This window comes from Robertmurraya sp. GLU-23 (assembly GCF_052983275.1).
In genome coordinates, this window is record NZ_JBRKCV010000001.1 from 174,276 (window position 1) to 189,835 (window position 15,560).

General features: G+C 38.9%; 17 protein-coding genes. 15 read left to right on the plus strand and 2 right to left on the minus strand.

Annotated elements, in window-relative coordinates; translation table 11 throughout:
* The first annotated feature begins 95 nt into the window (after positions 1-95).
* From nadB to yajC, 13 genes are all read left to right on the plus strand, one after another.
* Entirely contained in the window at positions 96-1,670 is a 1,575-nt protein-coding gene (gene nadB, locus ACVBAX_RS00840; protein ID WP_447115535.1) for an L-aspartate oxidase, read from the plus strand.
* The gene (nadC, locus tag ACVBAX_RS00845) at positions 1,639-2,475 is read left to right on the plus strand and encodes a carboxylating nicotinate-nucleotide diphosphorylase (RefSeq protein ID WP_447115536.1); all 837 of its coding nucleotides are present in this window, start codon (positions 1,639-1,641) and stop codon (positions 2,473-2,475) included. The genes nadB and nadC overlap by 32 nt, the downstream gene beginning before the upstream one ends.
* A 20-nt stretch (positions 2,476-2,495) precedes the next feature.
* Positions 2,496-3,599, plus strand: a complete 1,104-nt coding sequence (nadA, locus tag ACVBAX_RS00850; protein WP_447115537.1) for a quinolinate synthase NadA — start codon at positions 2,496-2,498, stop codon at positions 3,597-3,599.
* A 158-nt stretch (positions 3,600-3,757) separates the two neighbouring features.
* Positions 3,758-5,350, plus strand: a complete 1,593-nt coding sequence (safA, locus tag ACVBAX_RS00855) for a SafA/ExsA family spore coat assembly protein (RefSeq protein ID WP_447115538.1) — start codon at positions 3,758-3,760, stop codon at positions 5,348-5,350.
* The gene (locus ACVBAX_RS00860) at positions 5,334-6,320 is read left to right on the plus strand and encodes a phosphotransferase (RefSeq protein WP_447115539.1); all 987 of its coding nucleotides are present in this window, start codon (positions 5,334-5,336) and stop codon (positions 6,318-6,320) included. The genes safA and ACVBAX_RS00860 overlap by 17 nt, the downstream gene beginning before the upstream one ends.
* 93 nt (positions 6,321-6,413) lie before the next feature.
* Positions 6,414-7,163, plus strand: a complete 750-nt coding sequence (locus ACVBAX_RS00865) for a YhcN/YlaJ family sporulation lipoprotein (RefSeq protein ID WP_430774751.1) — start codon at positions 6,414-6,416, stop codon at positions 7,161-7,163.
* Between the two features lie 133 nt (positions 7,164-7,296).
* On the plus strand, positions 7,297-7,818 hold the full coding sequence (locus ACVBAX_RS00870; protein WP_447115540.1) for a BofC C-terminal domain-containing protein: 522 nt from the start codon (positions 7,297-7,299) through the stop codon (positions 7,816-7,818).
* A gap of 109 nt (positions 7,819-7,927) precedes the next feature.
* On the plus strand, positions 7,928-8,539 hold the full coding sequence (ruvA, locus tag ACVBAX_RS00875; protein ID WP_447115541.1) for a Holliday junction branch migration protein RuvA: 612 nt from the start codon (positions 7,928-7,930) through the stop codon (positions 8,537-8,539).
* Positions 8,540-8,563: 24 nt separating this feature from the next.
* Entirely contained in the window at positions 8,564-9,565 is a 1,002-nt protein-coding gene (gene ruvB, locus ACVBAX_RS00880; RefSeq protein ID WP_430774754.1) for a Holliday junction branch migration DNA helicase RuvB, read from the plus strand.
* A complete protein-coding gene (locus ACVBAX_RS00885) occupies positions 9,562-9,768 on the plus strand; it encodes a DUF2905 domain-containing protein (RefSeq protein ID WP_430774755.1) in 207 nt (68 codons plus the stop codon). The genes ruvB and ACVBAX_RS00885 overlap by 4 nt, the downstream gene beginning before the upstream one ends.
* A 31-nt stretch (positions 9,769-9,799) precedes the next feature.
* A complete protein-coding gene (gene queA, locus ACVBAX_RS00890; RefSeq protein ID WP_447115542.1) occupies positions 9,800-10,828 on the plus strand; it encodes a tRNA preQ1(34) S-adenosylmethionine ribosyltransferase-isomerase QueA in 1,029 nt (342 codons plus the stop codon).
* 24 nt (positions 10,829-10,852) lie between these two features.
* Positions 10,853-11,992 (plus strand): tRNA guanosine(34) transglycosylase Tgt, encoded by a 1,140-nt coding sequence (gene tgt / locus ACVBAX_RS00895; protein ID WP_391560266.1) that lies wholly within the window; start codon positions 10,853-10,855, stop codon positions 11,990-11,992.
* A gap of 30 nt (positions 11,993-12,022) precedes the next feature.
* Entirely contained in the window at positions 12,023-12,304 is a 282-nt protein-coding gene (yajC, locus tag ACVBAX_RS00900) for a preprotein translocase subunit YajC (protein ID WP_447115543.1), read from the plus strand.
* A 48-nt stretch (positions 12,305-12,352) separates the two neighbouring features.
* Here yajC and ACVBAX_RS00905 read toward each other — a convergent pair whose 3' ends face one another.
* The gene (locus ACVBAX_RS00905; protein ID WP_447115544.1) at positions 12,353-12,802 is read right to left on the minus strand and encodes a TIGR04086 family membrane protein; all 450 of its coding nucleotides are present in this window, start codon (positions 12,800-12,802) and stop codon (positions 12,353-12,355) included.
* Between the two features lie 89 nt (positions 12,803-12,891).
* Here ACVBAX_RS00905 and ACVBAX_RS00910 point away from each other — a divergent pair, with 89 nt between their 5' ends.
* Positions 12,892-13,542 carry a DUF421 domain-containing protein gene (locus ACVBAX_RS00910; RefSeq protein WP_447115545.1) on the plus strand — a complete coding sequence of 217 codons (651 nt, stop codon included), beginning with the start codon at positions 12,892-12,894 and terminating at the stop codon, positions 13,540-13,542.
* A gap of 19 nt (positions 13,543-13,561) precedes the next feature.
* On the opposite strand, the gene spoVB is transcribed toward ACVBAX_RS00910, so the two are convergent.
* Positions 13,562-15,124, minus strand: coding sequence for a stage V sporulation protein B (gene spoVB / locus ACVBAX_RS00915; RefSeq protein ID WP_447115546.1), 1,563 nt, complete (start codon positions 15,122-15,124; stop codon positions 13,562-13,564).
* 130 nt (positions 15,125-15,254) lie between these two features.
* Here spoVB and ACVBAX_RS00920 point away from each other — a divergent pair, with 130 nt between their 5' ends.
* Positions 15,255-15,551, plus strand: coding sequence for a post-transcriptional regulator (locus tag ACVBAX_RS00920; RefSeq protein WP_430774761.1), 297 nt, complete (start codon positions 15,255-15,257; stop codon positions 15,549-15,551).
* The last annotated feature ends 9 nt before the right edge of the window (positions 15,552-15,560 follow it).

Here is a 15,560-nt window from a genome sequence, read left to right on the forward strand (position 1 = left end):
CAAACTACTATATTCCTTCATAAAACACTTGTCATAATTGTAATTGTATGTAAATATAAGTGTCAAGACACCTGTAAAATACGGATGGTGATAAAATGATACACTCCGATGTTTTAATTATTGGAAGTGGAGTGGCTGCTTTGCAATTGGCAAAGAAGCTTAGCTGTGATATGAATGTGATTATTCTCACAAAGTCAGAAGTGACAGATGGAAATTCAAATCTTGCTCAGGGTGGTATAGCTGCTGCAATAGCTATGGAAGACCATCCGGACAAACATTATCTTGATTCGTTGGAGGCAGGAAGGTACACGAATGATCGTGAGCTAGTGAAAGAAATGACAGCAATGGCTCCAGACCTAATAAAAGAAATGGTTTGTGATGGATGTACCTTTGACCGAGCAAAAGATGGCGGTTTACTGCTTGGATTGGAAGGTGCACATAGTCATCATCGAATTGTTCATAGCGGTGGCGATGCAACAGGGAAAAATGTAATGAATTATTTATTAAAGGAAACGATGCACATACAAATAATCGAAGAAATGGTTGTTTATGAGTTGTTGGTTATAGATGGAAAGTGTATCGGGGTAAAAGCTAAAAATAAACATGGAGAGACAAAAGTTTTTCTTGCAAACCATGTTGTTCTAGCAACAGGAGGACTTGGTCAAATTTATAGTTTTACTTCTAATGCAGAAACAGTAGTCGGGGATGGAATTGCACTAGCATACCGTGCAGGTGCGGAAGTAGCAGATTTAGAATTTATTCAATTCCACCCAACTCTTTTGTTTATTGAAGGGAAGTGTCAAGGACTAGTCTCGGAGGCAGTTCGCGGCGAAGGGGCATTTTTAACTTTACAGGATGGAACAAGAATTATGAAAAATGTACATCCCATGGAAGACCTAGCACCAAGACATATTGTGTCACAAACCATATTTGATTATTTGCAAGCAGGTGAGCAAGTATTTTTAGATATTCGTAAGATAAAAGATTTTACTGAAAAATTCCCAACCATAACAAAAATGTGTGAGGAGAATCAAGTGAATCTTTCAAAAGGTCTTATTCCGGTTGTGCCAGGCTGCCATTTTTTAATGGGCGGCTTGAAAACCGATCATTATGGACGTACAAGTGTTCATAACCTATATGCAATTGGCGAGGTAGCTTGCACAGGAATACACGGTGCCAACCGATTAGCTAGTAACTCCTTATTAGAAGGTCTTTTTTTCGGGAAGAGGCTTGCCGGTTTAATCAACCAAACAGTCAAGCAGGATTCATCTTTATTTTCCATCATCGATACAAGTGCAAGGAAGATGGGAACAGTATCACTTCCAGATAAGACAGTTATACAGGCAAATATGATGAAACATGCAGGGATTGTAAGAAATAAGAAAGCTCTACAACAGCATTTAGCTTGGCTAGAGAGCTTCCAAATACAAGAGCTGATTAGTTATTCAATCGATGAAAAATCAAAGGAAGACATCCAAGTGATTTTTATGTTAATAACCGCTTGGTTAGTTACGAAATCAGCACTTCTTCGACAAGAGAGCCGAGGTGGGCATTTCCGTGAGGATTTTCCATTCGAAGATAGCGGCTGGTTAGAGAAGAAAATCATTTTAAAACATGAACAGGAGCAGGGATATTCCTATGAACAAACTAAAGCTGCGTTTACAAATTGAGCAATTTTTCCTGGAGGATATTGGGGAGAGAGATACAACAAGTGAGCTGATTTTTGGCGATGAGGAGCAAGGGGAACTTGTGTTTATTGCGAAAGAGAATGGCATATTCTGTGGGGAAGAGATTATCCGAACTGGATTCACCCTTCTAGATTCTGATGTGGTTATTGATCTGGAAGTAAGGGATGGAGAACGGTTTGAAAAAGGCCAGAAGTTAGTAACCATAACTGGTCAAGTAACTACGTTATTAAAGGGGGAAAGAGTGGTACTTAACCTCGTTCAGCGAATGAGTGGAATTGCTACTCGAACAAAAGAAGCTGTAAATATAGTGGATTCTACTTCTACTAGAATTGTAGATACTCGAAAAACGACACCAGGCCTTCGAATGCTTGAAAAATATGCGGTTCGATGTGGTGGAGGTTTTAACCACCGCTTTGGTTTATATGATGGAGTAATGATTAAAGACAATCATATTGCTTTTGCAGGATCCATTTCAAAAGCGGTGGAAAAAGTAAAATCCAATTTAGGACATATGATTAAAATTGAAGTGGAAATTGAATCGAAAGAGCAGCTTCTAGAGGCGATTGAAGCTGGTGCTGATGTAATTATGTTTGATAATCGTACACCTGATGAAATCAAAGAGTGGATCACTTTAGTTCCAAACGGAATCGTAACGGAAGCTTCTGGTGGTATTACGTTAGAGAACCTGTATACGTACAAGCATACCGGAGTCGATGTTATTTCATTAGGCTTTTTAACACATACGATACAATCAATAGATATTAGTGCGAAAGTACATGTGAAGTAAGAGAGAGAGGATGAAATGGGATGAATTTATTTGAAGTGGTTGAAAAAAATAAGCTTTTACCTGATCGATACAAAGAACTTACGAAGGATGAAATGGAAGACCGAGTTCGAGCCATTAAAGAAAGATTAGGAAACAAACTATATATCCCTGGGCATCATTATCAAAAAGACGAAGTAATCCAATTTGCAGATGATACGGGAGATTCATTAAAGCTTGCCCAGCTTTCTGCAGAGAATCAAGAAGCGGAATATATTGTGTTTTGCGGCGTTCACTTTATGGCAGAAACGGCGGATATTTTAACCAATGATTTACAAAAAGTGATACTGCCTGATATGCGTGCTGGGTGTTCAATGGCAGATATGGCCGATATTTACCAAACGGAAAGGGCATGGGCAGAGCTACAGGCCGTATTTGGTGATACCATTCTTCCCTTAACCTATGTGAATTCCACTGCGGCCATTAAGTCTTTTGTTGGAAAACATGCTGGGGCAACAGTTACTTCGTCCAATGCTGAACATATGGTCAAATGGGCGTTTACCCAAAAGGATCGGATTTTATTTCTTCCTGACCAGCATTTAGGGAGAAATACCGCTTTTAATTTAGGAGTACCGTTAGACAAAATGGCGGTTTGGGATCCTATCTCCAATACTTTACAATACGAAGGAGATATAGAAGAAGTAAAGGTGATTTTATGGAAGGGGCATTGCTCTGTTCATGAGAACTTTACCGTTCAAAACATTGCGGATATACGTTCTAATAACCCTGATATGAAAATTATTGTTCACCCAGAGTGTAAACGTGAGGTAGTGGAGTTATCTGACTTAGCTGGTTCGACGAATTATATTATTCAGCAAATTGAGGCATCATCTCCCGGTTCTGCTTGGGCGATTGGAACGGAGATGAATTTAGTGAATCGAATTATTCAGGAACATCCAGATAAACAAATCGTATCTTTAAACCCGCATATGTGTCCGTGTCTCACCATGAATCGTATTGATTTACCGCATTTGTTATGGGCGTTGGAAAGCATAGAACAAGATGAACTTCATAATGTCATTAAGGTTGATGCTGAAATTGCGGAGTATGCAAAGCTTGCTCTAACAAGAATGCTCGACCAATCCTAAAAAGCTATAGACCTCCAATCATTTGGAGGTTTTTTTGTGAGAAAAAAGGGGACAATTCATATTCTTTTTGAAAAATTCATAAGTTTTTATGTAGATTGTTAGCAATTTGCCCACTCCGACATACAATATATGGACTTACGCATAGGAGGGAAATCAGAGTGAAAATCCATATCGTACAGAAAGGGGATACTCTTTGGAAGATCGCCAAGAAGTACGGCGTGAATTTTGAAGAGCTGAAAAAAATGAATACGCAGCTCAGTAACCCTGATATGATCATGCCCGGTATGAAAATCAAAGTACCAACCGGTGGTGGAATGATAAAGAAAGAAGCACCTATCACTGGAAAGCCGGAAGCGAAAATAAATATGGGTACAAAAAAAGAGATGCCTAAAGAACAGCCAATTGCTCTTGCACCAAAAGAAGCGCCTAAAAAAGAAATGCCGATTGAACAACCGCCAAAGATGGAGGAGCAAATCGAACCAATTGCTGAGGCTCCAAAAAAGCCGTTCAAGCCTAAAATGCCACAGCCAATGATGCCTGAAATTGATATAAACAACTATTATATGATGAATATGGCGAATTTATCTGTACAACCGCAACAACCTGCAAAGCCAGTACCGAAGCCGCCGAAACCAGTTAAAGAAGAGGTAAAGCCAAAACAAGTGGCACCTGCCGAATTTAAATCTCAACCAGCACCACAATTTCCAATGCAACCCAAACAGCTTCCAGCGGAAATGAAGCCTTTACCAGAGGTAAAACCATTGCCGGAAGTGAAGCCAATTAAAGGTGTGAAACCACTGCCAGAGGCCAATAGTGACGTTCCAAACTATACTCAAGGAGGGGGTTACGAACCCATGAATCCAATGAATCCAATGTACCCACAAAATTTCTTTCCTTATCCACAAGCTAATCCAGGATTTGGCCAGCCAACAGGTTTTGCTCCTCAAGCACCATATCCTCAGGTTCAAGGTGCAATGACAGGTGCGCCTGCAATGCCAACTATGCCGTATGGAATGATGCCAGGAGTTCCAGGAATGGGCATGCAACCGTTCGATGATGAATCATCATCGTTTATGCCGCAAATGCCAATGATGCCAGGTCAAGTGATGGGTGCGCAGGACGCCCAAATGCCGATGATGCCAGGTCAAGTGATGGGTGCGCAGGATGCCCAAATGCCGATGATGCCAAGTCCAGTGATGGGTGCGCAGGATGCCCAAATGCCATTAATGCCAACAGAAGTTGCTGGAGTTCAAGATACTCCAATGTACCAAGCACCAATGTACCAAGCACCAATGTACCAAGCACCAATGTACCAAGCACCAATGTATCCTTATCCACCATATCCAGCACCATTATTTCCTTGTGGACCAGTAATGCCCGGACCAGGATACTACCCACCAGGTTATCCATCTATGGGTATGCCACAACAAATGCCATATAGCCCAATGCCACAAGTGCAAGGGGTAATGGATCAAATGGAATCACCGAGTATGGGCAATCACCAAATGCCTTTAACACCAAATTATCCAGCTCCAGCCGTACAAGGCGTACAGGATGATTGTGGATGTGGAGGGCCTGCTATGACCCCTTATGGAATGGGATCAGGCTTTGCCCCAGGAATGCCACCAGTGTATGCTCCATCCTACGGGCAACCCATGGCACAGCCGCCATATATGAATCCCTATGGGTACGGACCATCAGCATTTGGAATGCCAAGAGGTCAAAATACAAACGATGGAAATGAAGAATAATATTAGTGGAGACGATTTAACTCTAAATCGTCTCTTCTCCTATTTACAGGAAGAGCTCGTCACTCCAATTGAATCCATTCAACCAATAAGGAAGAATGTTTATCTGCTACAAACGAGTAATCAACTTGTTGTATTAAAGGGGTTTAGTCATTTAAGAAAACTCCAGATCCAAAAAGCTTTTGCTTCATCTTTAAGACAAGAAGGGTTTCAGTACTCATACATTTTTCAAAACCTCGAAAAGGAATCACCACTTTACTTAGACGGTACGTATTACGGATGTCTTGAGCACATACCACTATCCTCCAGCAGTCCTTTTTCTTATGAGTCGAAAGAAGAAAGAAAAGATGGGCTTCGTCTCCTTGAAGAATTTCATCAGACTACAGGTAAGCTTTCAAGAAGGTATCAAACGGTACTAAAAGAATATAATCTTATATTGAAATGGAGAGAACGTGCAGCTCGTTTTATTAATAATTTATCCATTATTAAATTTTTTGTGCAGCAAGAAATACTAAATGAAATGATGGAATGGGCCGATTTTTCCTTAAAGGGACTTGAGTTAGAAAATTCATTTTTGAACAATCAAGATCAAGTGATTCTTCATGGCGATTTAGCACACCACAACTTTATTCGTGGTATAGACTCAGAACTATATATCATTGATTTCGACTTAGTTTCAATCGGTAGTCCAGCTTGTGATTACTTACAATATTGCAATCGTATCCTGCCGAGTCTTGAATGGTCTTTACATGATCTTACTGAATATGAACAAATAGAACCATTTTTAAATAATCGTGGATTTTTGTATGCTTTAATATTTCCAACAGATATCTTTCGGGAATGGAATCGACTTATTAAAGCTCGTCAATATTCAAGTACATTTCAAGTAAGACAGGTACTGGATCTTACTGTACGGCAATTTTTTGATCGGCAAAGCTTTGTAGAGCAGGTAAAGCTTTTACTTGAAGAGTAATTGGTCGTAACTGTCAGGATTAAAAAGCTAAAACCCTCACACCCTATAAATGAGCATGATCATGCTCTCAAATAAGCGGAGGGGGTTATTCGCTTGAGTAAAAAACTTGTTTTACTTCCAATCACTGCTGCCTTAACCTTTAGTTTGGCTGGTTGTAGCCAGGATGAAGCAACCAATGGTAATCAGGAAATAAGCCAACCATTTGGATACTACTCGAATGAAAATCATAACGGTGGTGGAAATGCAAGGATTTACAATGAAAATGATGGTCCATTGGTAGAAATAATGGATCACTCTCTCGGTGAGGAAGGACAGAGAAGCAGAGAGAATCGAAGACAGCATTTAATGCAAAAAGATGATGCGGGAAATCCTGCTAATCCTACAGTCCCTCGAGCTAAACAGGATAAAAATTTCTTTGAGAAAGATAACCGTTATAGTCATGCTGATGCCAATTATCATGGGCATTTAGATGATCAAACCCGTAAAGCAAGAAGCTCCTATTACACAGCGTATGAAGGAGATTTAGCAGAAAAAATAGGTGATGTTACGGCGAAGGTTCCCAATGTGGAAGATGTTCGTTCCGTGGTATATGGGAGCAATGTATTAATCGCAGTTGATTTAACAAACTACGATCGTGATGTAGAAACAAAGGCAGATATCACAAGAGCGGTTCAACCCTATCTTAGAGGAAGATCGGTACAGGTAGTGACGGATGAAGGAACATTTAGCAGGATCAGAAATATTGATAATGACTTGCGTGATGGTGGTCCACGCGAGACCATTGATGCAGATATAAAAGGAATGTTTCGAACATTAAAGGCCCGAATTCAGGGAAAAGAATAGGATTTCGAAAGAGTTGATCCAAATGATCAACTCTTTCGTGCGTTAATGGGCATAAATTTGAAAAAAATGGTCATTATATAAATGAAATCATGAAATTAGCTCTTTATTGTAACTTTCAAACGAGGTGATCATTATGAGAACCAAATGGCTCGGTTGTTTAGGGATATTTCTTCTCGTATTCGTTTTTCATACAAACTATGTCCTAGCTGAAGATTCAAAAACTGCACCAAGATTAGAACCCATTGAAGTCAGGGTGATTCTTGAACGAGTGTATTTAGACGGAGAAGTTAGTGAGGAGCAAATGGAGGAGAAGATTTGGTCAATGGAACAGTTTTGGTCAAAATATGATCAATGGCAGGTCGTGGATATGGATGACCAATCTGTCGTGTTCCGTAAGCATGTAGACGACATTTCTCCACTATTAAAAGCTAATGGCTACTTCGGAATTACAGACGATGGTGTACTAACGATCTATTATGGAAAACCACAAAAATATAATATTATTCAATCCTTTTTTCAATTGGATATTGGAAAATTAGAAAGTACGAGACATGAAGAACTAAAGGAAGGAATACCGATTAGGAATAAAGATCGGTATGTCGAAGTTCTTGAAACGTTTAAAAATTATACTGTTCAGGAAAAACAAGCGAATTAAAGGAACCGGAATCGGTTCCTTTTTGCATTTTTCATCTTACATTTAGAGGCATATACTAACATATTTGTGATACAATGAGGTACAGCAAAATTAGAGGAGTTTTAGTTACATGTATGATTACATAAAAGGAACGGTCGAATTTATTGGACCTGAATATATTGTTGTAGAGGCAGGAGGCATTGGATACCAAGTATCTACGCCAAACCCTTTCAGCTTTTCAAAACATATTAACCAAGCGATGCGAATTTTTACTTATCATTATGTAAGAGAAGATTTGATCGCTTTATACGGTTTTTCATCAAGGGAAGAAAAAATTCTCTTCACAAAGCTCCTGAATGTATCGGGAATTGGTCCAAAAGGAGCGTTAGCCATATTAGCGTCTGGCGTACCAGAACAAGTGGTTCAAGCAATTGAAGATGAGGATGAAGCTTTTTTAGTGAAATTCCCAGGGGTAGGAAAGAAAACAGCAAGACAAATGATCTTAGACTTGAAGGGGAAACTTCAACAAGCACTTCCAGATTATTTTCCTAATTTATTCAATGAAGAAGTACATGTGGAACAAGCGAAGAATCCAAATCTGGCACTTGAAGAAGCGATGTTAGCATTATTATCGCTTGGTTATTCTGAAAAAGAAATAAAGAAAATTACACCGAAGCTTGAAGTGGAAACACTAGAAACAGAGCAATATATTAAAAAAGCTCTGCAGCTTCTTTTAAAATAGAGTTGGAAAAAGGGTGAGTGAGTATTGGACGATCGGATTATTTCTGGTGAGGCAGATGTTCAAGATTTATCATTCGAACAAAGCTTACGCCCGTTAACATTAAAACAATATATCGGTCAAACGAAAGTAAAAGAGAATTTAGAAATATTTATTGAGGCTGCTAAAATACGTCAAGAAACGCTTGATCATGTTCTCTTATATGGACCCCCAGGATTAGGGAAAACGACATTAGCAACGATTATTGCTAATGAAATGGGAGTTAATATCCGTACAACTGCAGGCCCAGCAATTGAAAGGCCAGGAGATCTAGCGGCCATTTTAACAGCACTTGAACCTGGTGATATATTATTTATCGATGAAATTCACCGACTTCCAAGAGCTATAGAAGAAGTATTATATCCAGCAATGGAGGATTTTTGCCTTGACATCGTGATTGGAAAAGGGGCAACTGCGAGGTCTGTAAGACTTGATTTACCACCATTTACACTTGTTGGTGCCACAACTAGAGCAGGTTCTCTTTCAGCTCCACTTCGGGATCGATTTGGAGTTTTAAGCAGATTAGAATATTATAAAGAAGATCAACTGATGGATATCGTATTACGAACAGGTGAAGTGTTCCAAGTAGAAATTACAAAAGATGCGGCTTTAGAAATTGCCAAGCGTTCAAGAGGGACACCGCGTATTGCGAATCGCCTGCTCAGACGAGTTAGAGATTTTGCTCAAGTTAAAGGCAATGGAATGATTGACCTTTCATTAGCCGTTTACTCCTTACAACTTCTTCAGGTAGACCCATTAGGTTTGGATCATATTGATCATAAACTATTAAAGGGTATCATCGAGAAGTTTAGAGGAGGACCTGTTGGATTAGATACAATTGCAGCAACAATTGGAGAGGAATCACATACGATTGAGGATGTATATGAACCGTATTTACTTCAAATAGGATTTCTTCAAAGAACTCCAAGAGGACGAATTGTTACTAATCTGGTTTATAAGCATTTTAATATGGAGGTACCAACAGAATGACTGGTGTTCCAAAGATTCTTATGACAATAGGGGCAATCATTTTTGTCATGGGCTTTCTCATGCAGTTTATACAAATCGGTAGGCTTCCAGGCGATATTATTGTGAAAAAGGGAAACACGACTGTGTATTTCCCCATTGTTACCTCTATTCTTGTAAGTATTATTTTATCTGCAATTTTTTACTTTTTAGGGAAATTTCGTTAATATATGTAGTGTTTAAGAAGGGTGAAACAGCATGAAAGTAGACTTATTTGATTTTCATTTACCAGAGGAACTCATTGCACAAACTCCATTAGAGGAACGAACAAGCAGTAGACTAATGGTATTAGACAAGGAAAATGGAAAGTTAGAGCATACTATATTTAAAAATATAGTAGCGTACATTAGGCCAGGAGATTGCCTAGTTTTAAATGATACGAGAGTCTTGCCTGCGAGATTATTCGGTGAAAAAAAGGAAACGGGTGCCAAGATTGAAGTATTACTTCTAAAGCAGTTGGATGGAGATCGTTGGGAAACTTTAGTAAAGCCAGCGAAAAGGGTAAAAGAAGGTACAGTTATTTCATTTGGAAATGGACTTTTAACGGCCCGGTGTGTAGGGGAATCCGAGCACGGAGGTAGAACGCTTGAATTTAACTATGAAGGTATTTTTTATGAGGTATTAGAGCAATTAGGTGAAATGCCACTGCCCCCTTACATAAAAGAACAATTAGAGGATCGCGAACGATATCAAACCGTATTTGCTAAGGAACGTGGTTCCGCTGCAGCTCCCACTGCGGGTCTTCATTTCACAGAAGAGCTTTTAGAAGAAATTCGCTCTCGTGGGGTTCATATCGCCTTTATTACACTCCATGTTGGCTTAGGGACATTCCGACCTGTCAGTGTAGACGATATTTTAGAACATGATATGCATGCCGAGTTCTATCAGATGTCAGAAGGAACCGCTCGATTACTAAATGAAGTAAAAAATCAAGGTGGACGAATCATTTCAGTTGGAACTACCTCCACAAGAACATTAGAGACGATCGCATCGAAACATAACGGCGAGTTTGTCGCTGAAAGTGGATGGACCGATATTTTTATTTTTCCTGGATATACATTTCAAGGAATTGATGGAATGATAACAAATTTCCATCTTCCAAAATCCACATTAATCATGCTTGTAAGTGCACTTGCAGGAAGAGAAAATGTCATTCACGCATATGAAACAGCAGTAACCGAAAAGTATCGCTTCTTTAGTTTTGGCGATGCGATGCTTATTGTTTAATTACTTACTAGGAGTTGACTATTTTTGACGGCTATTCGTTACGAATTAATAAAGACATGTAAACAGACAGGGGCAAGATTAGGCAGAGTACACACACCACATGGCTCATTTGACACACCTGTCTTTATGCCGGTAGGAACACTTGCAACGGTAAAAACGATGTCACCAGAAGAACTTGTTCAGATGGGGGCAGGGATTATTTTAAGTAATACTTATCATCTATGGCTTCGACCTGGACATGAGATTATTAAAGAGGCTGGTGGGCTACACAAGTTTATGAACTGGGATCGGGCCATTTTAACTGACTCTGGTGGATTCCAAGTGTTTTCTCTAAGTAAGTTTCGCCAGATTGAGGAAGAGGGAGTTCATTTCAGAAATCATTTAAACGGCGACAAGCTCTTCTTATCACCAGAAAAAGCAATGGAAATTCAAAATGCATTAGGCTCGGATATCATGATGGCCTTTGATGAATGTCCACCATTCCCTGCTACGTATGAGTATATGCAGAAATCGGTCGAACGTACATCGCGTTGGGCAGAAAGATGCTTAAGTGCGCATCAACGTCCAGAGGATCAAGGACTATTCGGTATTGTACAAGGTGGGGAATACGAGGAACTTCGGAAACAAAGTGCACGTGACCTTGTTTCTCTCGACTTCCCAGGATATGCAGTTGGTGGTCTATCTGTTGGTGAACCGAAGGATATTATGAATCGAGTTCTAGAGTTCACAACCCCTCTATTACCATCGAATAAGCCAAGATATTTAATGGGAGTAGGTTCTCCAGATTCTCTAATCGATGGGGCTATTCGAGGAATTGATATGTTTGATTGTGTTTTACCAACTAGAATAGCTAGAAACGGAACATTGATGACGAGTGAAGGTAGATTGGTTGTAAAGAATGCGAAGTATGCAAGAGATTTTGGACCACTTGATCCAAATTGTGATTGCTACACTTGCAAAAACTATTCTCGTGCCTATATTCGTCACTTGATTCGTTGTGATGAAACGTTCGGAATAAGACTTACAACTTACCATAACTTATATTTTCTGTTAAAATTAATGGAGAATGTCAGACAAGCAATCCGAGAAGATCGCTTAGGGGACTTCAGAGAAGAATTTTTTGAACAATATGGCTTTAATCAGCCGAATGCAAAAAACTTCTAAATTGATAAGACATTGAAAGGAGGTTAGACAATGGAAGGACTATTAGGTACATTAGGTCCATTAATCCTAATGTTTGCATTATTTTACTTCTTGTTAATTCGTCCACAGCAAAAACGTCAAAAGGCGGTTTCAAAAATGCAAAGCGACCTGTCAAAAGGGGATAAAATCGTGACGATTGGTGGCCTACACGGAACAGTCGATGCATTAGACGAAGGCAAGGTAGTTATTAAATGTGGTGATGGAAGTCGTCTTACATACGACCGCGCTGCTATTAGAGAAGTGCTTGAATCTAGCTCTGTAGCAAATGCATAACACATAAAAAGAGGCAGACCTTAACGGGTTTGCCTCTTTTATTGCGTATTATGCAGTTCTTTTAGATGTGGTACTTATATTAACACCTAAAATTCCACCCATCATGGCTGTTAAAATATAGCAAACATGATAAACGATTTCTTCAAAAGAAAACAAACTATCCATGCCTAAAAATTGGAATAAAAAAATGACTGTGGTGTAAACAATGCCAGTGAAGCCTCCAACTAGCCAGCCTTTTTGTTTCCCTTTTCCCCCTGATACGAACCCACCTAAAAACAATGTGATAAATGAAACACCAGTAATAATAAATTGTAATGAAGATTCGCTAGTTGGTGTAAATCGGAGAATTAAGGAAAATATAACCGAACTAACAATTGCAAATAAAAATACAGTTATGACCCCGTATAGTACGGCATTGCCAAAATTTTTCGATTCTTCGATTGGACCCCTCTCCCTTCTAATACTTTTGCAGTAATTGCTTAGTACAAGCATATTCATGAGTTTTTCTAAATAGAATCACATTTTGTTCATGTTTTCTGCAGATTTGCAAACAATAAAAAGGAATGAACTTAAAGGGAGCGGTTCTTTTGGATCAATATTTTTTAATAGTTATTCGTACAATTCTCTTATACGGAGTGATTTCTATTATTTTTCGACTAATGGGGAAGAGAGAGCTTGGAGAGTTAAACGTATTAGATTTGGTTGTCTATATTATGATCGCAGAGATAGCGGTCGTCGGCATCGAAAAGCCAGAAGAAACAATAGTGAATAATATTTTGCCGATGGCTGTACTCATGATTATTCAAATCACCTTGGCCTTTTTTTCCTTAAAAAGTAAAAAGGTTAGAGATATGTTAGACGGGAAGCCTTCCATCATAATTAACAACGGAAAAATCGATGAACATGAAATGAGAAAACAACGCTACAATTTCGATGATCTACTTTTGCAGCTAAGAGATAAGGATATTCGTAATATTGCTGATGTAGAATTTGCGATACTTGAAACATCAGGAAAGCTATCTGTTTATGAGAAAAGCCAAAATAAAGGGGGAATTACCATCCCGTTAATATTGGATGGGGAGGTTCAAGAAAGTAATTTACAACGTATAGAGAAAAATAAATTTTGGCTTCTTCAGGAACTAAAGAAACTGGGATATACTCAAGTAAAAGAAATTTCCTTTTGCAGCTATCAAGATGGGAAATTTTTTGTAGATATGATAGATGCAAAAAAGAGGTGAGCAATCGATCACCTCTTTTTTAACGCAAAATTAGTTTTGACAACACATTCCCAATGAAAGGCACTCGGATCATTTCTTCTCTTTTAATTTGCCCAGCAATGATAATAAGTAGTGTATAGGAGATAGTAATGGCCACACAGCTTACGATCACGTTAAGTGATAATGGCAAGTCCCCTTTGAAGTAATTATAGGAGGATAAACCAGCCCATCCAGAAACACCCATACTAGCAAAGGTTAGTAAATAATCCCAAATATAAAAGGTGAAAGAAATTTTCTTTAGAACCGTTGCAAAATGGAGGAGAGTCACCACTAAAAAGCCGAATACAATCCCTAACGCTGCCCCTTTAATACCAAAGCTTGGCTGACTAGCTAATAAAAATATAACAGCTGTTTTTACAACAGACCCAAAGAGCGAGTTAATCATAGCAGCCCTTGCTAGATCCAGTGCTTGCAGAGTAGCTTGTAATGGTCCTTGATAGTAATAGAAGAGGAAGAATGGTGCCATGATTTGAATAAAGTACGCTCCGCTAGAAGATCCATACATGACCTCCATAAGGGGTTCAGCTAAAACATAGAGTATCACAACCGATAATCCACCTGTCAAAAAAGCAAAGCGTAGTGCTTGTTGTAATCGATATTCAATCAGCTTTTTATTATTCTGCGAATTTGCCTCACTGATTGCCGGAACGAGCGATGTGGACAGCGATAAAGTAATAAATGATGGCAAGAGTAAAAGCGGCATAGCAAAGCCTGTTAATGCTCCATATTGCTTTGTTGCAGTAATGGCGGCAACACCAGCAATAGCTAAGCTATGTGAGACGACTATCGGTTCAAAAAACCACGCAATGGAACCAATCATCCTACTTCCTAACGTTGGTAAAGCAACGCCCATCAGTTCATGAAATGTTGATTTTCCTTCTTGCACATGCTTGAAAAATTTCTTTCTAACTCGAAATTGTTTCTTGAGCTTAAATGATGTAACCAGATAAATCAATGAGATAAGCTCTCCAATTACAGATGCAACCATGGCTCCTGCTGCTGCGTATTCTACTCCATATGGCATAAACATACTTGTTAATACCGCAATCAATGTGATTCTAGCCGCTTGTTCGATCACTTGTGAAATAGCAGAAGGTTTCATATTTTGTCTGCCTTGGAAATATCCTCTTAGCACAGAAGAAAGTGCAACAATCGGTATGATTGGAGCAATCGCGAGCAATGGTAAATGTGTGCGTGGATCTGTAAAAAGAGTTTCTGATAAGTACGGTGCAAGCATAAATAGAGCAGGAGTAAAGATGAGGGATAAAGTAAAGGTTGTTGCCAAAGAAACAATAAGTATTTGTTTTATTTTCTTTGTATCACCTTTCGCCTCTGCTTCTGCTATATTTTTTGAAATAGCCACCGGTAGGCCTAGTTGTGTGAGAGTGACAACAAGAATAAGTGTCGGAAAGGCCATCATATATAATCCAACACCTTCTTCGCCTATAAACCTTGCAATCACAATCCTATTAATAAAACCAAGAACTCTTGTCACAAAGCCGGCAACTAACAAAATTATTGTTCCTTTTAAAAACTTTGACATCTCGCTACCTGCCTTCTCAAAATAGGTATAATCATATACAATTAACTATATGCACCTATGTGGACAAAGCATGACAAGGTCTTATAAATTTCTCTATATTTTATACTCTAGTATTAGGAGGCGGCTCGATATGGAAATCGGCCATAATTACGATCGTTTTCGCAAAGAAGTACACCCAGCATTAATTAGTAAGATGGAAGAGTTTTTTCTTCTTGGATATGGGAAGATTAGTCAAGATAGTCTTTGGGAGTTCTTAAGTAAGAAGAAGTGGAGAAAACCGAAGGAGGACGTTAAGATCTATGAGTTAGTCTCAGATATTCTTTCTGTAAATGTAGGAGAATATATGAATTACGCGACTGTTGAAGCATTTAAGTCGGATGAATTTTCACTTGCGAATGAGGAAGAAAGAAGGGAACTATTGAAATAAGTACATACT